At 60.1% G+C, this 17,886-nt stretch carries 21 protein-coding genes; 16 read left to right on the top strand and 5 right to left on the bottom strand.

The annotated features are described in order from the left end of the window. Positions 1-147 precede the first annotated feature (147 nt). Positions 148-765 (top strand): BamJ family beta-barrel-assembly machinery protein, encoded by a 618-nt coding sequence (bamJ, locus tag ACSSVH_RS22445; protein WP_038443496.1) that lies wholly within the window; start codon positions 148-150, stop codon positions 763-765. A 142-nt stretch (positions 766-907) separates the two neighbouring features. Here bamJ and ACSSVH_RS22440 read toward each other — a convergent pair whose 3' ends face one another. From ACSSVH_RS22440 to ACSSVH_RS22430, 3 genes are all read right to left on the bottom strand, one after another. Next, positions 908-1,165, bottom strand: a complete 258-nt coding sequence (locus ACSSVH_RS22440) for a PA4570 family protein (protein WP_029292069.1) — start codon at positions 1,163-1,165, stop codon at positions 908-910. Positions 1,166-1,358: 193 nt separating this feature from the next. Further along, the gene (locus ACSSVH_RS22435) at positions 1,359-1,700 is read right to left on the bottom strand and encodes a zinc ribbon domain-containing protein YjdM (protein WP_032861873.1); all 342 of its coding nucleotides are present in this window, start codon (positions 1,698-1,700) and stop codon (positions 1,359-1,361) included. A 172-nt stretch (positions 1,701-1,872) separates the two neighbouring features. Then, positions 1,873-2,841, bottom strand: coding sequence for a polyprenyl synthetase family protein (locus tag ACSSVH_RS22430; protein WP_038443490.1), 969 nt, complete (start codon positions 2,839-2,841; stop codon positions 1,873-1,875). Positions 2,842-3,080: 239 nt separating this feature from the next. Between ACSSVH_RS22430 and rplU the strand changes: the two genes are divergently transcribed. The 5 genes from rplU (at position 3,081) to ACSSVH_RS22405 (ending at position 6,823) form a co-directional block, all read left to right on the top strand. Then, a complete protein-coding gene (gene rplU / locus ACSSVH_RS22425) occupies positions 3,081-3,395 on the top strand; it encodes a 50S ribosomal protein L21 (RefSeq protein WP_003176051.1) in 315 nt (104 codons plus the stop codon). 34 nt (positions 3,396-3,429) lie between these two features. Continuing rightward, positions 3,430-3,687 (top strand): 50S ribosomal protein L27, encoded by a 258-nt coding sequence (gene rpmA / locus ACSSVH_RS22420; RefSeq protein ID WP_029292052.1) that lies wholly within the window; start codon positions 3,430-3,432, stop codon positions 3,685-3,687. A gap of 193 nt (positions 3,688-3,880) precedes the next feature. Then, positions 3,881-5,104 carry an Obg family GTPase CgtA gene (gene cgtA / locus ACSSVH_RS22415; RefSeq protein ID WP_154906582.1) on the top strand — a complete coding sequence of 408 codons (1,224 nt, stop codon included), beginning with the start codon at positions 3,881-3,883 and terminating at the stop codon, positions 5,102-5,104. A gap of 123 nt (positions 5,105-5,227) precedes the next feature. Continuing rightward, positions 5,228-6,346 (top strand): glutamate 5-kinase, encoded by a 1,119-nt coding sequence (proB, locus tag ACSSVH_RS22410; RefSeq protein ID WP_169951401.1) that lies wholly within the window; start codon positions 5,228-5,230, stop codon positions 6,344-6,346. 12 nt (positions 6,347-6,358) lie between these two features. Further along, complete coding sequence (locus ACSSVH_RS22405) at positions 6,359-6,823, top strand: CreA family protein (RefSeq protein WP_169951059.1); 465 nt, start codon at positions 6,359-6,361, stop codon at positions 6,821-6,823. A 189-nt stretch (positions 6,824-7,012) separates the two neighbouring features. Here ACSSVH_RS22405 and rpsT read toward each other — a convergent pair whose 3' ends face one another. Continuing rightward, positions 7,013-7,291, bottom strand: coding sequence for a 30S ribosomal protein S20 (gene rpsT, locus ACSSVH_RS22400; RefSeq protein ID WP_029292043.1), 279 nt, complete (start codon positions 7,289-7,291; stop codon positions 7,013-7,015). Between the two features lie 253 nt (positions 7,292-7,544). On the opposite strand from rpsT, the gene murJ reads away from it, so the two are divergent. The 6 genes from murJ (at position 7,545) to ispH (ending at position 15,001) form a co-directional block, all read left to right on the top strand. Continuing rightward, entirely contained in the window at positions 7,545-9,083 is a 1,539-nt protein-coding gene (murJ, locus tag ACSSVH_RS22395; protein ID WP_492633752.1) for a murein biosynthesis integral membrane protein MurJ, read from the top strand. Positions 9,084-9,201: 118 nt separating this feature from the next. Then, entirely contained in the window at positions 9,202-10,140 is a 939-nt protein-coding gene (gene ribF, locus ACSSVH_RS22390) for a bifunctional riboflavin kinase/FAD synthetase (RefSeq protein WP_057441100.1), read from the top strand. Between the two features lie 13 nt (positions 10,141-10,153). Then, positions 10,154-12,985, top strand: a complete 2,832-nt coding sequence (ileS, locus tag ACSSVH_RS22385) for an isoleucine--tRNA ligase (RefSeq protein ID WP_170041708.1) — start codon at positions 10,154-10,156, stop codon at positions 12,983-12,985. Then, positions 12,978-13,487 (top strand): signal peptidase II, encoded by a 510-nt coding sequence (gene lspA, locus ACSSVH_RS22380; RefSeq protein ID WP_169951053.1) that lies wholly within the window; start codon positions 12,978-12,980, stop codon positions 13,485-13,487. Before ileS ends, lspA begins: the two co-directional genes overlap by 8 nt. A gap of 7 nt (positions 13,488-13,494) precedes the next feature. Next, on the top strand, positions 13,495-13,932 hold the full coding sequence (gene fkpB, locus ACSSVH_RS22375) for an FKBP-type peptidyl-prolyl cis-trans isomerase (RefSeq protein WP_169951398.1): 438 nt from the start codon (positions 13,495-13,497) through the stop codon (positions 13,930-13,932). A 121-nt stretch (positions 13,933-14,053) separates the two neighbouring features. Beyond that, complete coding sequence (gene ispH / locus ACSSVH_RS22370) at positions 14,054-15,001, top strand: 4-hydroxy-3-methylbut-2-enyl diphosphate reductase (protein ID WP_032861885.1); 948 nt, start codon at positions 14,054-14,056, stop codon at positions 14,999-15,001. On the opposite strand, the gene ACSSVH_RS22365 is transcribed toward ispH, so the two are convergent. Further along, positions 14,955-15,533, bottom strand: coding sequence for a GspH/FimT family pseudopilin (locus tag ACSSVH_RS22365; RefSeq protein ID WP_492633751.1), 579 nt, complete (start codon positions 15,531-15,533; stop codon positions 14,955-14,957). The genes ispH and ACSSVH_RS22365 overlap by 47 nt on opposite strands. A gap of 192 nt (positions 15,534-15,725) precedes the next feature. On the opposite strand from ACSSVH_RS22365, the gene pilV reads away from it, so the two are divergent. Genes pilV through ACSSVH_RS22345 form a run of 4 tightly spaced genes read left to right on the top strand, consistent with a single transcriptional unit; the run spans position 15,726 to position 17,852 of the window. Continuing rightward, a complete protein-coding gene (gene pilV, locus ACSSVH_RS22360) occupies positions 15,726-16,211 on the top strand; it encodes a type IV pilus modification protein PilV (RefSeq protein ID WP_492634731.1) in 486 nt (161 codons plus the stop codon). Next, positions 16,208-16,915, top strand: coding sequence for a pilus assembly protein PilW (locus tag ACSSVH_RS22355; RefSeq protein ID WP_492633750.1), 708 nt, complete (start codon positions 16,208-16,210; stop codon positions 16,913-16,915). Before pilV ends, ACSSVH_RS22355 begins: the two co-directional genes overlap by 4 nt. Positions 16,916-16,949: 34 nt before the next feature. Next, entirely contained in the window at positions 16,950-17,441 is a 492-nt protein-coding gene (locus tag ACSSVH_RS22350) for a pilus assembly PilX family protein (protein ID WP_492633749.1), read from the top strand. A gap of 12 nt (positions 17,442-17,453) precedes the next feature. After that, entirely contained in the window at positions 17,454-17,852 is a 399-nt protein-coding gene (locus ACSSVH_RS22345; RefSeq protein WP_492633748.1) for a type IV pilin protein, read from the top strand. Positions 17,853-17,886: the final 34 nt, after the last annotated feature.

The raw sequence follows: 17,886 nt of genomic DNA, 5'->3' as shown, positions 1-17,886 counted from the left end.
TCCATGACCGGCGCCTGCCGGCCCGGGATTTTGGGCTCATCAAGCCTGGGGCGAGTGTGCTAGTCTGCTCGCCCTTTTAGTTTGGATGACACGCCAGACCCCGCGTTTTTGCGGATTTTTGCAGTTGTCCTACAGCGGAGCCTTTCCATGTCCGAAGTCAATCTGTCCACCGACGAAACCCGCGTCAGCTACGGCATTGGCCGTCAGTTGGGCGACCAGCTGCGCGACAACCCGCCACCGGGCGTCAGCCTGGACGCGATCCTGGCTGGCCTGACCGACGCGTTCGGCGGCAAGCCAAGCCGTGTTGACCAGGAGCAAATGGCTGCCAGCTTCAAAGTGATTCGCGACATCATGCAAGCCGAAGCAGCGGCCAAGGCTGAAGCAGCCGCGGGCGCGGGCCTGGCATTCCTGGCTGAGAACGCCAAGCGTGACGGCATCACCACCCTGGCTTCCGGCCTGCAATTTGAAGTGCTGACCGCCGGCGACGGCGCCAAGCCGACCCGTGAAGACCAGGTGCGTACCCACTACCATGGCACCCTGATCGACGGCACTGTGTTCGACAGCTCCTACGAGCGTGGCCAGCCGGCAGAATTCCCGGTCGGTGGCGTGATCGCTGGCTGGACCGAAGCCCTGCAACTGATGAATGCCGGCAGCAAATGGCGCCTGTACGTGCCGAGCGAACTGGCTTACGGCGCACAAGGTGTTGGCAGCATCCCGCCGCACAGCGTTCTGGTATTCGACGTCGAGCTGCTCGACGTTCTGTAAGACCTGCTGATGGCTCTATGTAGGAGCTGGCTTGGCGGATCGCGGCGATACAGACGACTCGGTATGGGTTACACCGAGGTGATGTTATCGCCGGCAAGCCAGCTCCTACAGAGGGCCATGCAATCAGGTTCTGCGCGGTTGCTCATGGATGAAACTTGCCATGCAGCTCCGTCACCGGGCGCAACGCTCGGGCATAGCAGAACAGAAACAGATTCCTCACCACCTCTTTAAGCACCCCAGGTTCACTGGAGCTCAGGCCGTTGACGTCCAGGTCGCCCTGGTCCTGCAGTTCATTGAGCGCTTCTTCTTCCAGCACCGCACAGACTTCGCCGGTTTCCCGATGAAGGATCCGCAGGTAAGGGTGCGGACGGTCCAGCCAGGCATCAATCAAATAAGTCATGGGTCGCATCTCCTTGAAGGGTTTCAATGAGAATAATTCTTATTCAAAGAATAGCAAGTCCCTATTGGCAATTTCCTGGTTTTTCTGTGTGGGCATTGTTCAAGGTCAAAAGGGCTGGCCTTTTGCTACTGGGGAGGGGGTGGTACGGGGAGGGTGAAGCGCCATCCCGCGCGGGGCGCGGGATGGAGGTAGGTCAGACCTTGCGGACGAACTCGGACTTGAGCTTCATCGGGCCGATACCGTCGATCTTGCAGTCGATATCGTGGTCGCCATCGCACAGGCGGATGTTCTTGACCTTTGTGCCGACCTTGACCACCAGCGAGGTGCCCTTGACCTTAAGGTCCTTGATCACGGTGATGGTGTCGCCGTCTTGCAGGACGTTACCAACGGAGTCTTTCTTCACGGTTTCATCGCTGGCTGCTTCGGCTTCACCACCGACGGACCACTCATGGGCGCATTCCGGGCAGATCAGCTGGGCGCCGTCTTCGTAGGTGTATTCGGAATTGCATTTTGGGCAGGGTGGCAACGTGCTCACTAAAGCTCCTTGAAAGTCAGGATGGCTAAAAGTCGCACATTATATAGGGTTTTGCCGGGGGCGGGGCGATGCGGTCTCAATGTGGGAGCCGGCTTGCCTGCGATGCAGGCACCTCGGTCTATCAGCTGTAGCGAGGTGATGCTGTCGCAGGCAAGCCGGCTCCCACAGAGTGTTAGTGAGTACGGGCTACCGCAAACTCACTCAGCTCCACCAGGGCGTCCCGGTATTCGCTGGCTGGAAGGGCTTCCAGGCATTTGATGGCGCGGGCCACGTAGTCGCGGGCCAGTTGTGCGGTGTAGTCCAGCGAACCCGAGGCTTCCACGGCGGCGCGGATGCTTTCCAGGTCTTCGATGCCGCCTTTCTGGATCGCCTTGCGCACCAATGCCGCCTGTTCCGGGGTGCCTTCGCGCATGGTGTAGATCAGCGGCAGGGTCGGCTTGCCTTCGGCCAGGTCGTCACCTACGTTCTTGCCCAGGGTTTCGGCATCACCGCGATAATCGAGCAGGTCATCCACCAACTGGAAGGCCACGCCCAGGTGATCGCCAAAGGTGCGCAGGGCTTCGGCCTGTTCGGCGCTCGCTTCGCACAGGGCGGCGGCGCTGTGGGTCGAGGCTTCGAAGAGCATCGCGGTCTTGCCGCGAATCACTTCCATATAGGTTTCTTCGGTGGTGCTCGCGTCACGCACCTTGGACAGCTGCAGCACTTCGCCTTCAGCGATGATGCGCGTGGCCTGGGACAGGATCTTCATCACCGGCATCGAGCCTAGCTCGACCATCATTTCGAACGAGCGCGAATACAGGAAATCGCCCACCAGCACGCTGGGCGCGTTGCCCCACATGGCGTTGGCGGTCTCGCGGCCACGGCGCATGCCGGACATGTCGACCACATCGTCGTGCAGCAGGGTGGCGGTATGCAGGAACTCGATAGTGGCGGCCAGCAGGCGCAGGTCATCGCCTTCGCGGCCCAGGGCCTTGCCACACAGCAACACTAATAATGGCCGCAGGCGTTTACCGCCGGCCGAAGTAATATAGTCGCCAATTTTGGAGACCAGTGGCACTTTAGAAGTCAGCTGCTTCTTGATGATGCCGTCGACGGCGCTAAAATCGTCCGCCACCGCGCGGTAGAAAGCTTGGGGTTGCATCAGCGACAGTCGCTCCAGAAGGGTTGCGCGGCATGCTAGGACCCGCGCCCCTGGGTGTCAAGGCGCGATAGACGGCTACTTGCAAGCCTCTCGCAGCTTGCGTACAATCGCGCACCCTGAACTTCCTGGGCAGCACCTGCCTTACGCAATTGCATTCGGGACGTCCATCCCATGCAGCCATGCCAGCCAATACCTCTTCTTATAAAGCGCTGGGTGAGCAGGATTATCGGAGAAATACCATGTCGTACGCAGTAATTGTTACTGGTGGCAAGCAATACAAGGTCGCCCCAGGTGAATACCTGAAGATCGAAAAACTGGAAATCGCTACCGGCGAATCCGTTACTTTTGATCGCGTTCTGTTGGTCGCCAATGGCGATGACGTGAACATCGGCGCTCCAGTTGTTGCTGGCGCTACCGTTGTGGCTGAAGTGATCTCCCAAGGTCGTCACGATAAAGTCCGCATCATCAAGTTCCGTCGTCGTAAGCACCACATGAAGCGTATGGGCCACCGCCAGTGGTACACCGAGATCAAAATCACCGGTATTCAGGCTTAATTTCAGCCTAATTCCTCACTAGGAGAATTGACTCATGGCACACAAAAAAGCTGGTGGTAGTACCCGTAACGGTCGCGACTCAGAAGCCAAACGCCTTGGCGTTAAGATGTATGGCGGCCAGAAAATCATTCCGGGCAACATCATCGTGCGTCAGCGCGGCACCCAATTCCACGCCGGTTACGGTGTAGGCATGGGTAAAGATCACACCCTCTTCGCGAAAATCGAAGGCGTGATCAAGTTTGAAGTAAAAGGCGCGTTCAACCGCCGTTACGTGAGCGTTGTCTCGGCTTAATTGCGAGCTCGCTGGAAAAGCCCTGTCTTGCGACGGGGCTTTTTCGTTTGTGGGGTGAGTCTCTTGCAAAGCTGTTTGTAATGGCGAAGGCAGCGGGATTTGCGGTCGCTGATTGAGGTCGCTGCGCTCATTTTTGCAAGAGTCTTATGTCTTGGTTTCTTAAGCTCGTCCGTGCGGCGAGAGGCGTTTTGTTATGAAGTTCGTTGATGAAGTTTCCATCCGAGTAAAAGCAGGCGACGGCGGTAACGGTTGCATGAGTTTCCGTCGCGAAAAGTTCATCGAAAACGGTGGCCCGAACGGCGGCGACGGTGGTGATGGCGGTTCTATCTACATGATGGCCGACGAAAACCTCAATACCCTGGTCGACTACCGCTACACCCGGCACTTCGATGCCGAGCGTGGCTCCAATGGTGGCAGCACCGACTGCACCGGTAAAAAAGGTGAGGATCTGGTGCTGCGTGTGCCGGTCGGCACCACGATCATCGACTCCGCGACCCAGGAAGTGATTGGCGACCTGACCAAGGCCGGCCAGAAGTTGATGGTTGTGCAGGGCGGCTGGCACGGTCTGGGTAACACCCGATTCAAGTCCAGTACCAACCGTGCGCCGCGCCAGACTACGCCAGGCAAGCCGGGCGAGCAGCGTGACCTGAAGCTGGAAATGAAAGTGTTGGCGGATGTGGGGCTGCTGGGCCTGCCAAACGCTGGCAAAAGTACCTTCATTCGCTCGGTGTCTGCGGCCAAGCCAAAAGTGGCGGATTATCCGTTCACCACCCTGGTGCCGAACCTGGGCGTGGTCAGTGTCGATCGCTGGAAAAGCTTCGTGGTTGCGGACATTCCGGGCCTGATCGAAGGCGCTTCCGATGGCGCCGGCCTGGGCATTCGCTTCCTCAAGCACTTGTCCCGTACCCGTTTGCTGCTGCACCTCGTCGATATGGCGCCGCTGGATGAAACCAGTGCCCCGGATGCGGCTGAAGTGATTGTCAACGAACTGGCCAAGTTCAGCCCGTCCCTGGCTGAACGTGACCGTTGGCTGGTGCTGAACAAGTGCGATCAGATCCTCGAAGAAGAGCACGAAGAGCGGGTCAAGGAGATCGTTGATCGCCTGCAGTGGGAAGGTCCGGTCTACGTGATCTCCGCCATTGCCAAAGAAGGCACTGAGCGTCTGACTCGCGACATCATGCGCTACCTGGAAGATCGTGCTGATCGCCTGGCTGCCGATCCGGTCTACAAGGCTGAATTGGCTGACCTCGACCAGCGTATCGAAGATGAAGCGCGTGCGCAGTTGCAGGCGCTGGATGACCAGCGTGCCCTGCGCCGCAGTGGCGTCAAGTCGGTCCATGATATCGGTGACGATGATTGGGACGAGGAAGACGTGGATGATGAAGATGGTCCAGAAATCATTTACGTGCGTGACTGATCTGTTGCGATAAACTTAAGCGCCGCTCAATCGAGCGGCGTTTTAGTATCTGGAAATCGGTAGTCACGAATAACGTTATGGGCGGCGCTGGGTCGCGTGGCCCTCAATCTAAGGTTGAAGATGATGCGGAGCAAAGTGACGGGTGCGCAACGCTGGGTCGTAAAGATCGGGAGTGCGCTGCTGACGGCGGATGGCAAGGGGCTGGATCGCGCAGCCATGAGCGTCTGGGTTGAACAGATGGTGGCCTTGCATGAGGCGGGTGTCGAGTTGGTGCTGGTGTCGTCCGGGGCGGTTGCCGCCGGGATGAGCCGCCTCGGCTGGACCGCGCGACCCAGCGCGATGCATGAGTTGCAGGCCGCTGCTGCGATTGGCCAGATGGGGCTGGTGCAGGCCTGGGAATCCAGCTTTGCCGAGCACGGCCGCCATACCGCGCAGATTCTGCTGACCCATGACGATCTGTCCGATCGTAAGCGCTACCTCAATGCCCGCAGCACCTTGCGTGCCCTGGTCGAGCTCAAGGTGATTCCGGTGATCAACGAGAACGACACCGTGGTGACCGACGAAATCCGCTTTGGTGACAATGACACCCTGGCCGCGCTGGTGGCCAATCTGGTGGAGGCCGATCTGCTGGTGATCCTCACGGATCGTGATGGCATGTTCGACGCCGATCCGCGCAACAATCCGCACGCCCAGCTGATTTACGAAGCGCGGGCCGATGATCCGGCGCTTGACGCGGTGGCGGGCAGTGTCGGTGGTGCGCTGGGTCGAGGCGGCATGCAGACCAAGCTGCGCGCGGCGCGCCTGGCGGCTCGCTCCGGTGCCCATACGATCATCGTGGGTGGGCGCCTGGAGCGCGTGCTGGATCGCCTCAAGGCCGGTGAGCGCATCGGCACGCTGTTGTCGCCGGAGCGCGGCATGCTGGCGGCGCGTAAGCAGTGGCTGGCTGGTCACTTGCAGACGCGCGGTACCTTGGTGCTGGATGCGGGGGCTGTTTCTGCGTTGTCCCAAGGCAATAAGAGCTTGCTGCCGGTAGGCGTCAAGCTGGTCCAGGGCAGCTTTCGTCGTGGTGAAATGGTGGTGTGCGTGGCGCCCGACGGTCGTGAAATCGCCCGCGGCCTGGCCAACTACAGTGCCCTCGAGGCGCAGAAAATCATTGGGCAGTCGTCTGAGTCGATTGTCGGTCTGTTGGGTTACATGGCTGAGCCGGAGCTGGTTCACCGCGACAATCTGATTCTGGTCTAAAGGAAAACTGCGATGCGCGTGATGAAGGGGTTGCTCGGTCTGCTGGTGGCGATGCCGCTGCTGGCTTCGGCTGAAGAGATTGGCCAGGTATCGACGGTGTTCAAGTTTGTCGGACCCAACGATCGGATCGTGGTCGAGGCTTTTGATGATCCCAAGGTGGATGGCGTGACCTGCTACCTGTCCCGCGCCAAGACGGGCGGAGTGAAGGGTGGTCTGGGCTTGGCTGAGGATCGTGCCGAGGCGTCGATTGCTTGTCGCCAGGTGGGGCCGATTCGCTTCAAGGGTGAGCTGAAAGATGGTGACGAGGTGTTCAAGGAGCGCACTTCGCTGGTGTTCAAGACCATGCAGGTGGTGCGGTTCCTCGACAAGAAGCGCAATACCCTGGTGTACCTGGTCTACAGCGATCGCTTGATCGAAGGCAGTCCGCAGAATGCGGTGACGGCGATTCCGATCTTGCCGTGGCCTAGCGCGCAATAAACCTGGCAACTCTGCTCTGCATTATGTGGGAGCTGGCTTGCCTGCGATAACGGTTCAACAGTCGACATCAATGTTGAATGTTAATACTCATCGCAGGCAAGCCAGCTCCTACATTTGTTTTGGGGTGTGGCATAAATCGTGGGCAATAAAAAACCGACCCTGGGGTCGGTTTTTTAACAAGCTTATCGCTTAGGCTGCAACAGCAAGGTTCAGAGCCTTGATGTGGCCATTCAGACGACCTTTATGGCGAGCAGCTTTGTTCTTGTGGATGATGCCTTTATCGGCCATACGGTCGATAACTGGCACGGCCAGAACGTAAGCAGCTTGAGCTTTTTCAGCGTCTTTTGCGTCAATGGCCTTAACTACATTCTTGATGTAGGTACGAACCATGGAACGCAGGCTGGCGTTGTGGCTGCGACGCTTCTCAGCCTGTTTTGCACGTTTTTTGGCGGAAGGTGTGTTGGCCACCGTCGAGCTCCTCGAAAGACTTTTTAGGAAATAGCAAACAAAATAGGCCGCGAATCATGCCGATGAGTTGACGTCTTGTCAAGGGCGGCTGATGCGAACTGCTGAGTGGTCGATCTGAAGAGGCGGGTGATTTATTTCCGGCGCTTGACCTGTAAACTCGCGAGCTTTGGCTCTGTGCTGTTGCAGGCGCGCAGTATCGCATAAGTAGGCGCTTTGTTCGCCTGCTCTTTATCTATAGGCAAAAACTCTTTCAATGAATCTGCTCAAATCGTTGGTCGCCGTCAGCTCTATCACGATGATTTCCCGGGTTCTGGGGTTTGTGCGTGACACCCTCATCGCGCGTATTTTTGGCGCGAGCATGGCCACGGACGCCTTCTTTATCGCGTTCAAACTGCCCAACCTGTTGCGGCGGATCTTCGCCGAGGGTGCGTTTTCCCAGGCATTCGTGCCGATCCTGGCCGAGTACAAGACCCAGCAGGGTGAGGAAGCCACTCGCACATTCATTGCCTATGTCTCGGGGCTTCTGACCCTGGTACTGATGTTGGTGACCATCGCCGGCATGCTCGCCGCACCCTGGATTATCTGGGCCACGGCGCCCGGGTTTGCCAACACTCCAGAAAAATTCGCCCTGACCAGTGACCTGTTGCGGGTGACCTTTCCTTATATATTGCTGATTTCCCTGTCGTCCCTGGCGGGCGCGATCCTCAATACCTGGAACCGCTTCTCGGTACCGGCGTTTGTGCCGACCTTGCTTAACGTCAGCATGATCATCTTCGCCCTGTTCCTCACGCCGTACTTCGATCCACCCGTCATGGCACTTGGCTGGGCAGTGCTGGCCGGTGGCCTGGCGCAACTGTTGTATCAACTGCCGCACCTGAAAAAGATCGGCATGCTCGTGTTGCCGCGCCTGAACCTCAAGGACACGGGCGTGTGGCGGGTCATGAAAAACATGCTGCCGGCGATTCTCGGGGTGTCGGTGAGCCAGATTTCGTTGATCATCAACACTGCGTTCGCTTCGTTGCTGGTCTCAGGTTCGGTGTCGTGGATGTATTACGCCGACCGTCTGATGGAATTACCCTCCGGCGTGCTCGGCGTGGCGCTGGGCACCATCTTGCTGCCGACCCTGGCCCGCACCTATGCCAGCAAGGACCGCCATGAGTACTCGCGCATTCTCGACTGGGGCTTGCGCCTGTGCTTTGTGCTGGTGCTGCCGTGCTCCCTGGCCCTGGGGATCCTGGCCAAGCCGCTGACGGTTTCGCTGTTCCAGTACGGCCAGTTCAGCGCGTTCGACGCCTTGATGACCCAGCGCGCGCTGGTCGCCTATTCGGTAGGGTTGCTGGGGATTATCGTGATCAAGGTCCTGGCGCCGGGCTTTTATGCCCAGCAAAACATCCGGACCCCGGTGAAGATCGCAATTTTCACCCTGGTGGTTACCCAGCTGTTCAACCTGATCTTCATCGGGCCTCTGGCGCACGCGGGCCTGGCCTTGGCGATCAGCGCCGGGGCGTGCATCAATGCCGGCCTGCTGTTTTATCAACTGCGTAAACAGAAAATGTACCAGCCGCAGCCGGGTTGGGGCGTGTTCGCCCTTAAATTGCTGGTGGCGGTGGCGGTGATGTCGGCGGTATTGCTGGGCTTGATGCACTGGATGCCCGCGTGGGACGAAGGGCAGATGCTCGAGCGATTCCTGCGCCTGGGCCTGCTGGTCGTGGCCGGGGTGGTCGCCTACTTTGGCATGTTGCTGGTGCTGGGCTTTCGCCTGCGGGATTTCAATCGCAAGGCGCTGAATTGATCACAATCAACAATAAGCCGGCTGTTTTTTCGATTCGAATCATTTGGCCTGCGCTGTTGCCTGTCGCCCAGGGCTGGGTGTGGTTATAATCGACCACTTTATGAGCAAGAAGCGCGTTATGCAGCTGGTTCGAGGTCTCCACAACCTGCGCCCCGAGCATCGGGGGTGCGTCGCCACTATTGGCAACTTTGACGGTGTTCACCGTGGCCACCAGGCTATCCTGGCGCGGCTGCGCGAGCGCGCAGTCGAGTTGGGCGTGCCCAGCTGCGTGGTGATTTTCGAGCCGCAGCCCCGTGAATTCTTCACCCCCGAGACGGCCCCGGCCCGTTTGGCTCGCCTGCGGGACAAACTGCAGCTGTTGGCTGAAGAGGGTGTGGACCGGGTGCTGTGCCTGGCGTTCAACCAGCGTTTGCGCAGCCTCAGCGCCACCGAGTTCGTCGACCGCATCCTTGTCGATGGCCTGGGCGTGCAGCACCTGGAGGTCGGCGACGACTTCCGCTTCGGTTGCGACCGGGTAGGGGATTTCGATTTCCTGCAACAGGCCGGCGTGACCCAGGGTTTTACTGTCGAAGCCGCGCAAACCGTCGAACTGGACGGCCTGCGCGTGAGCAGTACCCAGGTGCGAAATGCCCTGGCCGCTGCCGACTTCGCCTTGGCCGAGCGTTTGCTCGGTCGCCCGTTCCGGATTGCCGGGCGGGTCCTGCACGGCCAGAAGCTGGCGCGCCAACTGGGCACGCCAACCGCCAACGTGCAGCTCAAGCGCCGTCGCGTGCCACTGACCGGGGTGTACCTGGTGAGTGTCGATATCGACGGCCAACCGTGGCCCGGAGTCGCCAATATAGGCGTCAGGCCAACGGTTGCAGGTGATGGCAAGGCCCACCTGGAAGTTCACCTTTTGGATTTTGCCGGGGATTTGTATGACCGGCGTTTGACGGTGGTTTTCCACCAAAAGCTGCGTGAAGAGCAGCGATTCGCCTCCCTGGAGGCGCTGAAAACGGCGATCAATGCGGATGTCGCCGCCGCCCGTGCACTAGCCGCACCTAGCGCCCATCGCTAATGAAGAGCCTTAAATGACCGACTATAAAGCCACGCTAAACCTTCCGGACACCGCCTTCCCAATGAAGGCCGGCCTGCCACAGCGCGAACCGCAGATCCTGCAGCGCTGGGACAGTATTGGCCTGTACGGAAAGTTGCGCGAGATTGGCAAGGATCGTCCTAAGTTCGTCCTGCACGACGGCCCTCCTTATGCCAACGGCACGATTCACATCGGTCATGCGCTGAACAAGATTCTCAAGGACATGATCATCCGCTCGAAAACCCTGGCGGGCTTCGACGCACCTTATGTCCCGGGTTGGGACTGCCACGGCCTGCCGATCGAACACAAGGTCGAAGTGACCTACGGCAAGAACCTGGGCGCCGACAAGACCCGCGAACTGTGCCGTGCCTACGCCACCGAGCAGATCGAAGGGCAGAAGTCCGAATTCATTCGCCTGGGTGTGCTGGGCGACTGGGACAACCCGTACAAGACCATGAACTTCAAGAACGAGGCCGGGGAAATCCGTGCCTTGGCCGAGATCGTCAAGGGCGGCTTCGTGTTCAAGGGCCTCAAGCCCGTGAACTGGTGCTTTGACTGTGGCTCGGCCCTGGCCGAAGCGGAAGTCGAATACGAAGACAAGAAGTCCTCGACCATCGACGTCGCGTTCCCGATTGCCGACGATACCAAGCTGGCCGAGGCCTTTGGCCTGGCAAGCCTGGCCAAGCCTGCCGCCATCGTGATCTGGACCACCACCCCGTGGACCATCCCGGCCAACCAGGCGCTGAACGTGCATCCGGAATTCACCTACGCCCTGGTGGACGTTGGTGATCGCCTGCTGGTACTGGCTGAGGAAATGGTCGAGGCCTGCCTGGCCCGCTACGAGCTGCAAGGTGCGGTGATCGCCACCACCACCGGCTCCGCGCTGGAACTGATCAATTTCCGTCACCCGTTCTACGACCGCCTGTCGCCGGTATACCTGGCTGACTACGTCGAGCTGGGCTCGGGTACTGGCGTGGTTCACTCCGCACCGGCCTACGGCGTGGACGACTTCGTGACCTGCAAGGCCTATGGCATGGTCAACGATGAGATCCTCAACCCGGTGCAGAGCAATGGCGTGTACGCGCCGTCGCTGGAGTTCTTCGGCGGCCAGTTCATCTTCAAGGCCAACCAGCCGATCATCGACAAACTGTCAGAAGTCGGGGCGCTGCTGCACACCGAAACCATCAAGCACAGCTACATGCACTGCTGGCGCCACAAGACCCCGTTGATCTACCGCGCCACCGCGCAGTGGTTCATCGGCATGGACAAAGAGCCTGTGGCTGGCGAAACCCTGCGCAAGCGTGCGATCAAAGCCATCGAAGACACCAAGTTCGTCCCGGCCTGGGGCCAGGCGCGCCTGCACTCGATGATCGCCAATCGTCCGGACTGGTGCATCTCCCGCCAGCGCAACTGGGGCGTGCCGATTCCGTTCTTCCTGAACAAGGAAAGCGGCGAGCTGCACCCACGTACCGTCGAACTGATGGAAGTGGTGGCCCAGCGCGTTGAACAGGAAGGCATCGAGGCCTGGTTCAAGTTGGACGCTGCCGAGTTGCTCGGTGACGAAGCGCCGCTGTACGACAAGATCAGCGACACCCTCGACGTGTGGTTCGACTCGGGCACTACCCACTGGCACGTGCTGCGCGGCTCGCACCTGATGGGTCACGAGACCGGCCCGCGCGCCGACCTGTACCTGGAAGGCTCGGACCAACACCGTGGCTGGTTCCACTCGTCCCTGCTGACTGGTTGCGCCATCGACGATCACGCTCCGTACCGTGAACTGCTGACCCACGGCTTCACCGTCGACGAGAACGGTCGCAAGATGTCCAAGTCCCTGGGCAACGTGATCGCGCCGCAGAAGGTCAACGACACCCTGGGCGCCGATATCATGCGCCTGTGGGTGGCTTCGACCGACTATTCGGGTGAGATGGCCGTTTCGGAGCAGATCCTGCAGCGCAGCGCCGATGCCTACCGCCGTATCCGTAATACCGCACGCTTCATGCTGTCGAACCTGACCGGCTTCAACCCGGCTACCGACATCCTGCCGGCCGACGAAATGCTCGCCCTGGACCGTTGGGCCGTGGACCGTACCCTGTTGCTGCAGCGCGAGTTGCAGGAACACTACGGCGAATACCGTTTCTGGAATGTCTACTCGAAGATCCACAACTTCTGCGTGCAGGAACTGGGTGGCTTCTACCTCGACATCATCAAGGACCGCCAGTACACCACTGGCGCCAACAGCAAGGCCCGCCGTTCGGCACAGACCGCGCTGTACCACATCTCTGAAGCGCTGGTGCGCTGGATCGCGCCGATCCTGGCCTTCACCGCCGACGAACTGTGGGAATACCTGCCGGGCGAGCGTAACGAGTCCGTGATGCTCAACACCTGGTACGAAGGCCTGACCGAATTGCCGGCCGACTTCGAACTGGGCCGCGAGTACTGGGAAGGCGTGATGGCCGTCAAGGTCGCGGTGAACAAGGAACTGGAAGTCCAGCGTGCGGCCAAGGCCGTCGGTGGCAACCTGCAGGCCGAAGTCACCCTGTTTGCCGAGGAAGGCCTGACCGCCGACCTGGGCAAGTTGAGCAACGAGCTGCGCTTCGTGCTGATTACCTCCACAGCCAGCCTGGCGCCATTCGCCCAGGCCCCGGCTGATGCGGTCGCAACCGAAGTGCCGGGCCTCAAGCTCAAGGTGGTCAAGTCGGCCTTCGCCAAGTGCGCCCGTTGCTGGCACTGCCGTGAAGACGTCGGCGTGAACCCGGAGCATCCGGAAATCTGCGGTCGTTGCGTCGACAACATCAGCGGTGCTGGCGAGGTTCGCCACTATGCCTAAATCCAGCCGGTTCGGACGTCTGGGTTGGCTCGCATTGAGCTTGCTGGTCCTGGTCATCGACCAGGTCAGCAAGGCTCACTTCGAGGGCACCCTGGAAATGTTCCAGCAGATCGTGGTGATTCCTGACTACTTCAGCTGGACCCTGGCCTATAACACCGGCGCCGCCTTCAGCTTCCTCGCTGACGGTGGTGGCTGGCAGCGCTGGTTGTTCGCCCTGATCGCCGTGGTGGTCAGTGCGGTGCTGGTGGTCTGGCTCAAGCGTCTGGGCCGCAATGACACCTGGCTGGCTATCGCATTGGCGCTGGTGTTGGGCGGTGCGCTGGGCAATCTGTACGACCGCATTGCCCTGGGCCATGTGATCGACTTCATTCTGGTGCATTGGCAGAACCGCCATTACTTCCCGGCGTTCAACTTTGCCGACAGCGCCATCTGCGTTGGCGCAATCATGCTGGCGCTGGATATGTTCAAGGGCAACAAACCCGGAGAAGCTGTAAATGACTGAACAAGTATTGGCCGAACAACGCATTGGCCAGAACACGGAAGTCACCTTGCATTTTGCATTGCGCCTGGAGAACGGCGACACGGTCGACAGCACCTTCGACAAGGCTCCGGCGACCTTCAAGGTCGGCGACGGCAACCTGCTGCCGGGTTTCGAGGCGGCATTGTTCGGCTTCAAGGCCGGCGACAAGCGCAACCTGCAGATCCCGCCGGAAAACGCCTTTGGCCAGCCCAACCCGCAAAACGTACAGGTCATCCCGCGTTCGCAGTTCCAGGACATGGAGCTGTCGGAAGGCTTGCTGGTGATCTTCAACGATGCGGCGAATACCGAACTGCCCGGCGTGGTCAAAACCTTCGATGACACTCAGGTGACCATCGACTTCAACCACCCGTTGGCCGGCAAGACCTTGACCTTTGATGTTGAAATCATCGACGTTAAAGCGCTCTAACTGACGAAACCGGTTCCTGTAGGAGCCGGCTTGCCGGCGATAGCATCACCTCGGTGTACCCGTTACTCCGAGGCGTTGCCATCGCCAGCAAGCCAGCTCCCACAAAGACACGAGGCACAGCATGCAAATCAAACTCGCCAACCCCCGTGGCTTCTGCGCCGGGGTGGACCGGGCGATCGAAATCGTCAATCGCGCCCTGGAAGTATTCGGGCCGCCGATCTACGTGCGCCATGAAGTGGTGCACAACAAGTTCGTGGTCGAAGACCTGCGGGCCCGTGGCGCGATTTTTGTCGAAGAACTGGATCAGGTGCCGGATGACGTTATCGTCATCTTCAGCGCCCATGGCGTTTCCCAGGCCGTGCGCACCGAAGCAGCAGGCCGCGGCCTGAAAGTCTTCGACGCAACCTGCCCGCTGGTAACCAAGGTGCATATCGAAGTGGCGCGCTACAGCCGCGACGGCCGTGAGTGCATCCTGATCGGCCATGCCGGCCACCCCGAAGTCGAAGGCACCATGGGCCAGTACGACGCCAGTAACGGCGGCGCGATCTACCTGGTGGAAGACGAAAAAGACGTCGCCGAGTTGCAAGTGCATAACCCTGAGAAGTTGGCATTCGTGACCCAGACTACCTTGTCGATGGATGACACCAGTCGTGTCATCGACGCCCTGCGTACCCGTTTCCCCGCCATTGGGGGGCCACGCAAGGACGATATCTGCTACGCCACGCAAAACCGCCAGGATGCCGTCAAGCAACTGGCCGACGAGTGCGACGTGGTGCTGGTTGTGGGGAGCCCCAACAGTTCCAACTCCAACCGCCTGCGCGAGTTGGCCGAGCGCATGGCCACCCCGGCGTACCTGATCGATGGCGCCGAAGACCTGCAGCGCAGTTGGTTCGACGGTGTCGAGCGCATCGGTATCACGGCGGGCGCCTCGGCGCCGGAAGTCCTGGTGCGCGGCGTGATCCAGCAGTTGCAGGCGTGGGGTGCGACAGGCGCCGACGAGCTGGCAGGACGTGAAGAAAACATCACTTTTTCCATGCCCAAGGAGCTGCGGGTTCGTTCGCTGCTCTGAGCCCCAACTCGTCGTACCCGCGGCACAAGGCCTGCTCGGTCTTGTCGCTGCGCAGGCTGATCCGGCCGGTGGGCGCCAACACTACCTGATGCAGGCTCAGCGGCTGGTCCGTTGAGCACACATGCACAGTGCCGGCGCGAAACCCTCCCGCAGACAGCAGGGGTTCGCCCAATCCGCTGAAACGAATTTGCGTGCGCACCGGGGTATTGCCCACGATCGGGATCCGCCCATTGTCCTGGCGCTCCAGCAGGACCGGATTGTCGTCGTCCAGATGACCGCGCCCATTCATGTCCACCACCACTCTCCAGCCTCGGCTCCAGTCATCATCCAGCGCATGGATGATCACTGTTCGATTACGTGCAATGGCTTGGGCGCGCGCGTAGCGCAGGCCGGACGCTAGCGTTTGTGCGGCGCTCAGTCGCGTTTGTGAGTCCAGCAGGCTCTTGAAGCCGGGTACCGCCAATTGCGCCAGGATGCCGCTGACGATCAAGCCGAGCAGCAGTTCGATCAATGTAAAACCTCGTTGTTTCATACCTCGTCCCTCCATGGACCGTGTGGCTGAACTAGTTATAGCGGCACTGCGGGCAGGGCGGTGATGGCCTTTCTGTCCAAAGTATTTCCCTTTATTCCGAGAGGCAGCGCGGTCACGGGAGCGGCGCTAGTCTTGGGCAACACACGGCTCTCTCGGTCGTTTTGATGACCTTCGACAAGGATGACGATGGCTATGCGAACCTGCCCGGCAACCTCTTGTGCCTCCCCTGCTACCGCCCGACAGGCCGGCATGAGCCTGATCGAAGTGCTCGTCTCGCTGCTGATTCTCGGTGTTGGCCTGCTGGGGGCCGGGCTGATCCAGCTGAATGCGCTCAAATACACCGACAGTTCCAGGATGATCAGCCAGGTGAGTTTCATCGCCTACGACATGCTCGACCGGATCCGCGCCAACGCTGGTGCCGACTATTCCTGGGGAAGCGACGATATCTCGCCCCCCAGCACCTTGGCCGTGAGTGTCCGCGACCAGGACTTGCATGACTTCGAGGCCAATATCAGCCACCTTGCCGGCGATTCCGCCAAAGGTTCGATTGCGATCAATCAGCGTGAGGTGACCATCAGCATCAGTTGGGATGACTCCCGTGCGGCCAAGGCCGGCAATACCCGTGAAACATTTACCCTGACCAGTCGCGTCGCTGTCGATCCGAGGCCTGTGCGATGAGGCGCTCCAGCCTGGGTTTGGGCCTGGTCGAAGCATTGCTGGCGGCGGCCCTGGGGTTGCTCGTGGTCCTGGCGGCCGTCCAGTTAACCCTGGCCGCCCGAAGCAGCGCCGCCAGCCAGCACGCGTCAGCATTGTTGCAGGATGACGGGCGATTCATCCTGGGCAAGATGATCCAGGAGATTCGCCTGGCGGGGATGTTCGGGTGCCTGTCCCTGCCTCTGATAGCTCAGGCGCCTGCTGATTTTTCCAGGCCGGTCAGCGTGGTGGTCAATGGTGCCTCGACCAGCCTGACACTGGTCACCGGCGATGTTGGTGGCCAAGGCAGTCGGCCTGACTGGACTGTGCTCAGCAATTGTGTCGACAACGCCCAGGCTTATTCGGATGTGCCGCCCAAGCCGGGGCCCGGGCAGATCGCCTTTCCCGTGCGCAAACTGACCTACACCTTTGAGTCGGGGCAGCTAAAACTCAGCACGCCAGCAACGCCGGCCAAGGCGGTGCTGGTGGATAACGTAGGGGCGTTCGAGTTGAGTTTCGGGATGGCCAGCCAGCCTGGCTCCAGTGTTGTAAACCGGTATGACAGCCATCCTGGCGACGAATCGCTGATCCGCAGTGTGCGTGTGCTATTGACGCTTCGCGACCCGGCAGGCCGTGTGCGGGACCAGGTCTACAGCGCCGTCGCCGCCGTGCGTAATCGCCTTGAATAGCGGATGGCGGATCACGGCTCCCAGGCAGCGCGGCGTGGTGCTGTTGATCAGCCTGGTATTGCTGCTGTTGTTGACGGTTCTCGGTCTGTCATCGATGCAGGGCTCTACGTCGCAGGAACAGCTCGCCGGCAGCCTCAGGCATCGCAACCAATCGTTTCAAACCGCCGAAAGTGGGCTCCGGCTCGGTGAGTCGGCAGTGCAAGCACACGGATTTGGTTTGCCGCCCTGCCAGTCCCAAGTTACCTGCGCACCGCCTAACGAGGCATATGCCATCAGCCAGCCGGGCGTCGATCCAATTTCGGCTATCACCTGGGTCGGCATACGGGGAGGCGTATATGGCATTCAAAACCTGGGGCCCGCTGTCGGGTTGGCACATTTGCCGCCCGATACCCCGGCGACCTTGTATCGGGTCACTGCAGTGGGGATCAGCGGCCAGTTGCGCACGGTTCTGGAGAGCGTCTATGCGCGGGTAGACCCGGAGGCCGATGGGCGATTTCGACGAATTCTCTGGCGACAACTTCAGTAGGTGAGCATCACGATGAGCGGCAACTGCAAAGGATTCACCTTGTTAGAGTTACTGATTGCACTGGCGATCATCGGCACATTGGTCGCGGTGACTTATCCGGTGTACACCGCCCAGGTGAAAAAGGCCTATCGCACAGAAATCGTCGGGCTGCTCACGGAGCAAGCCCAGCACCTGGAGCGCTATCACGTGAGAAATGGCACTTTTATTGATGCAAGCGGCGTCAGTACCGGCAATGATCGCTATAGAATCACCGTGATACTGGACCCGCAGGACTTCACCTTGATCGCGACGCCTTTTGCAGGCGCGATGCTGGGTGATCCTTGTGGTGAGTTCAGTTTGACCCGCACGGGCGCGCGGACCAATCCCGGCGCTGTGCCCGGCACTACGCGTCAAGAGTGCTGGGGGCGATGAGGCGGGTGGGCGACGGGGCGCCAGCGGCGCTCCT

It is taken from the genome of Pseudomonas sp. HC1(2025) (assembly GCF_058742075.1).
This window is presented reverse-complemented; position numbering and strand designations above follow the sequence as displayed.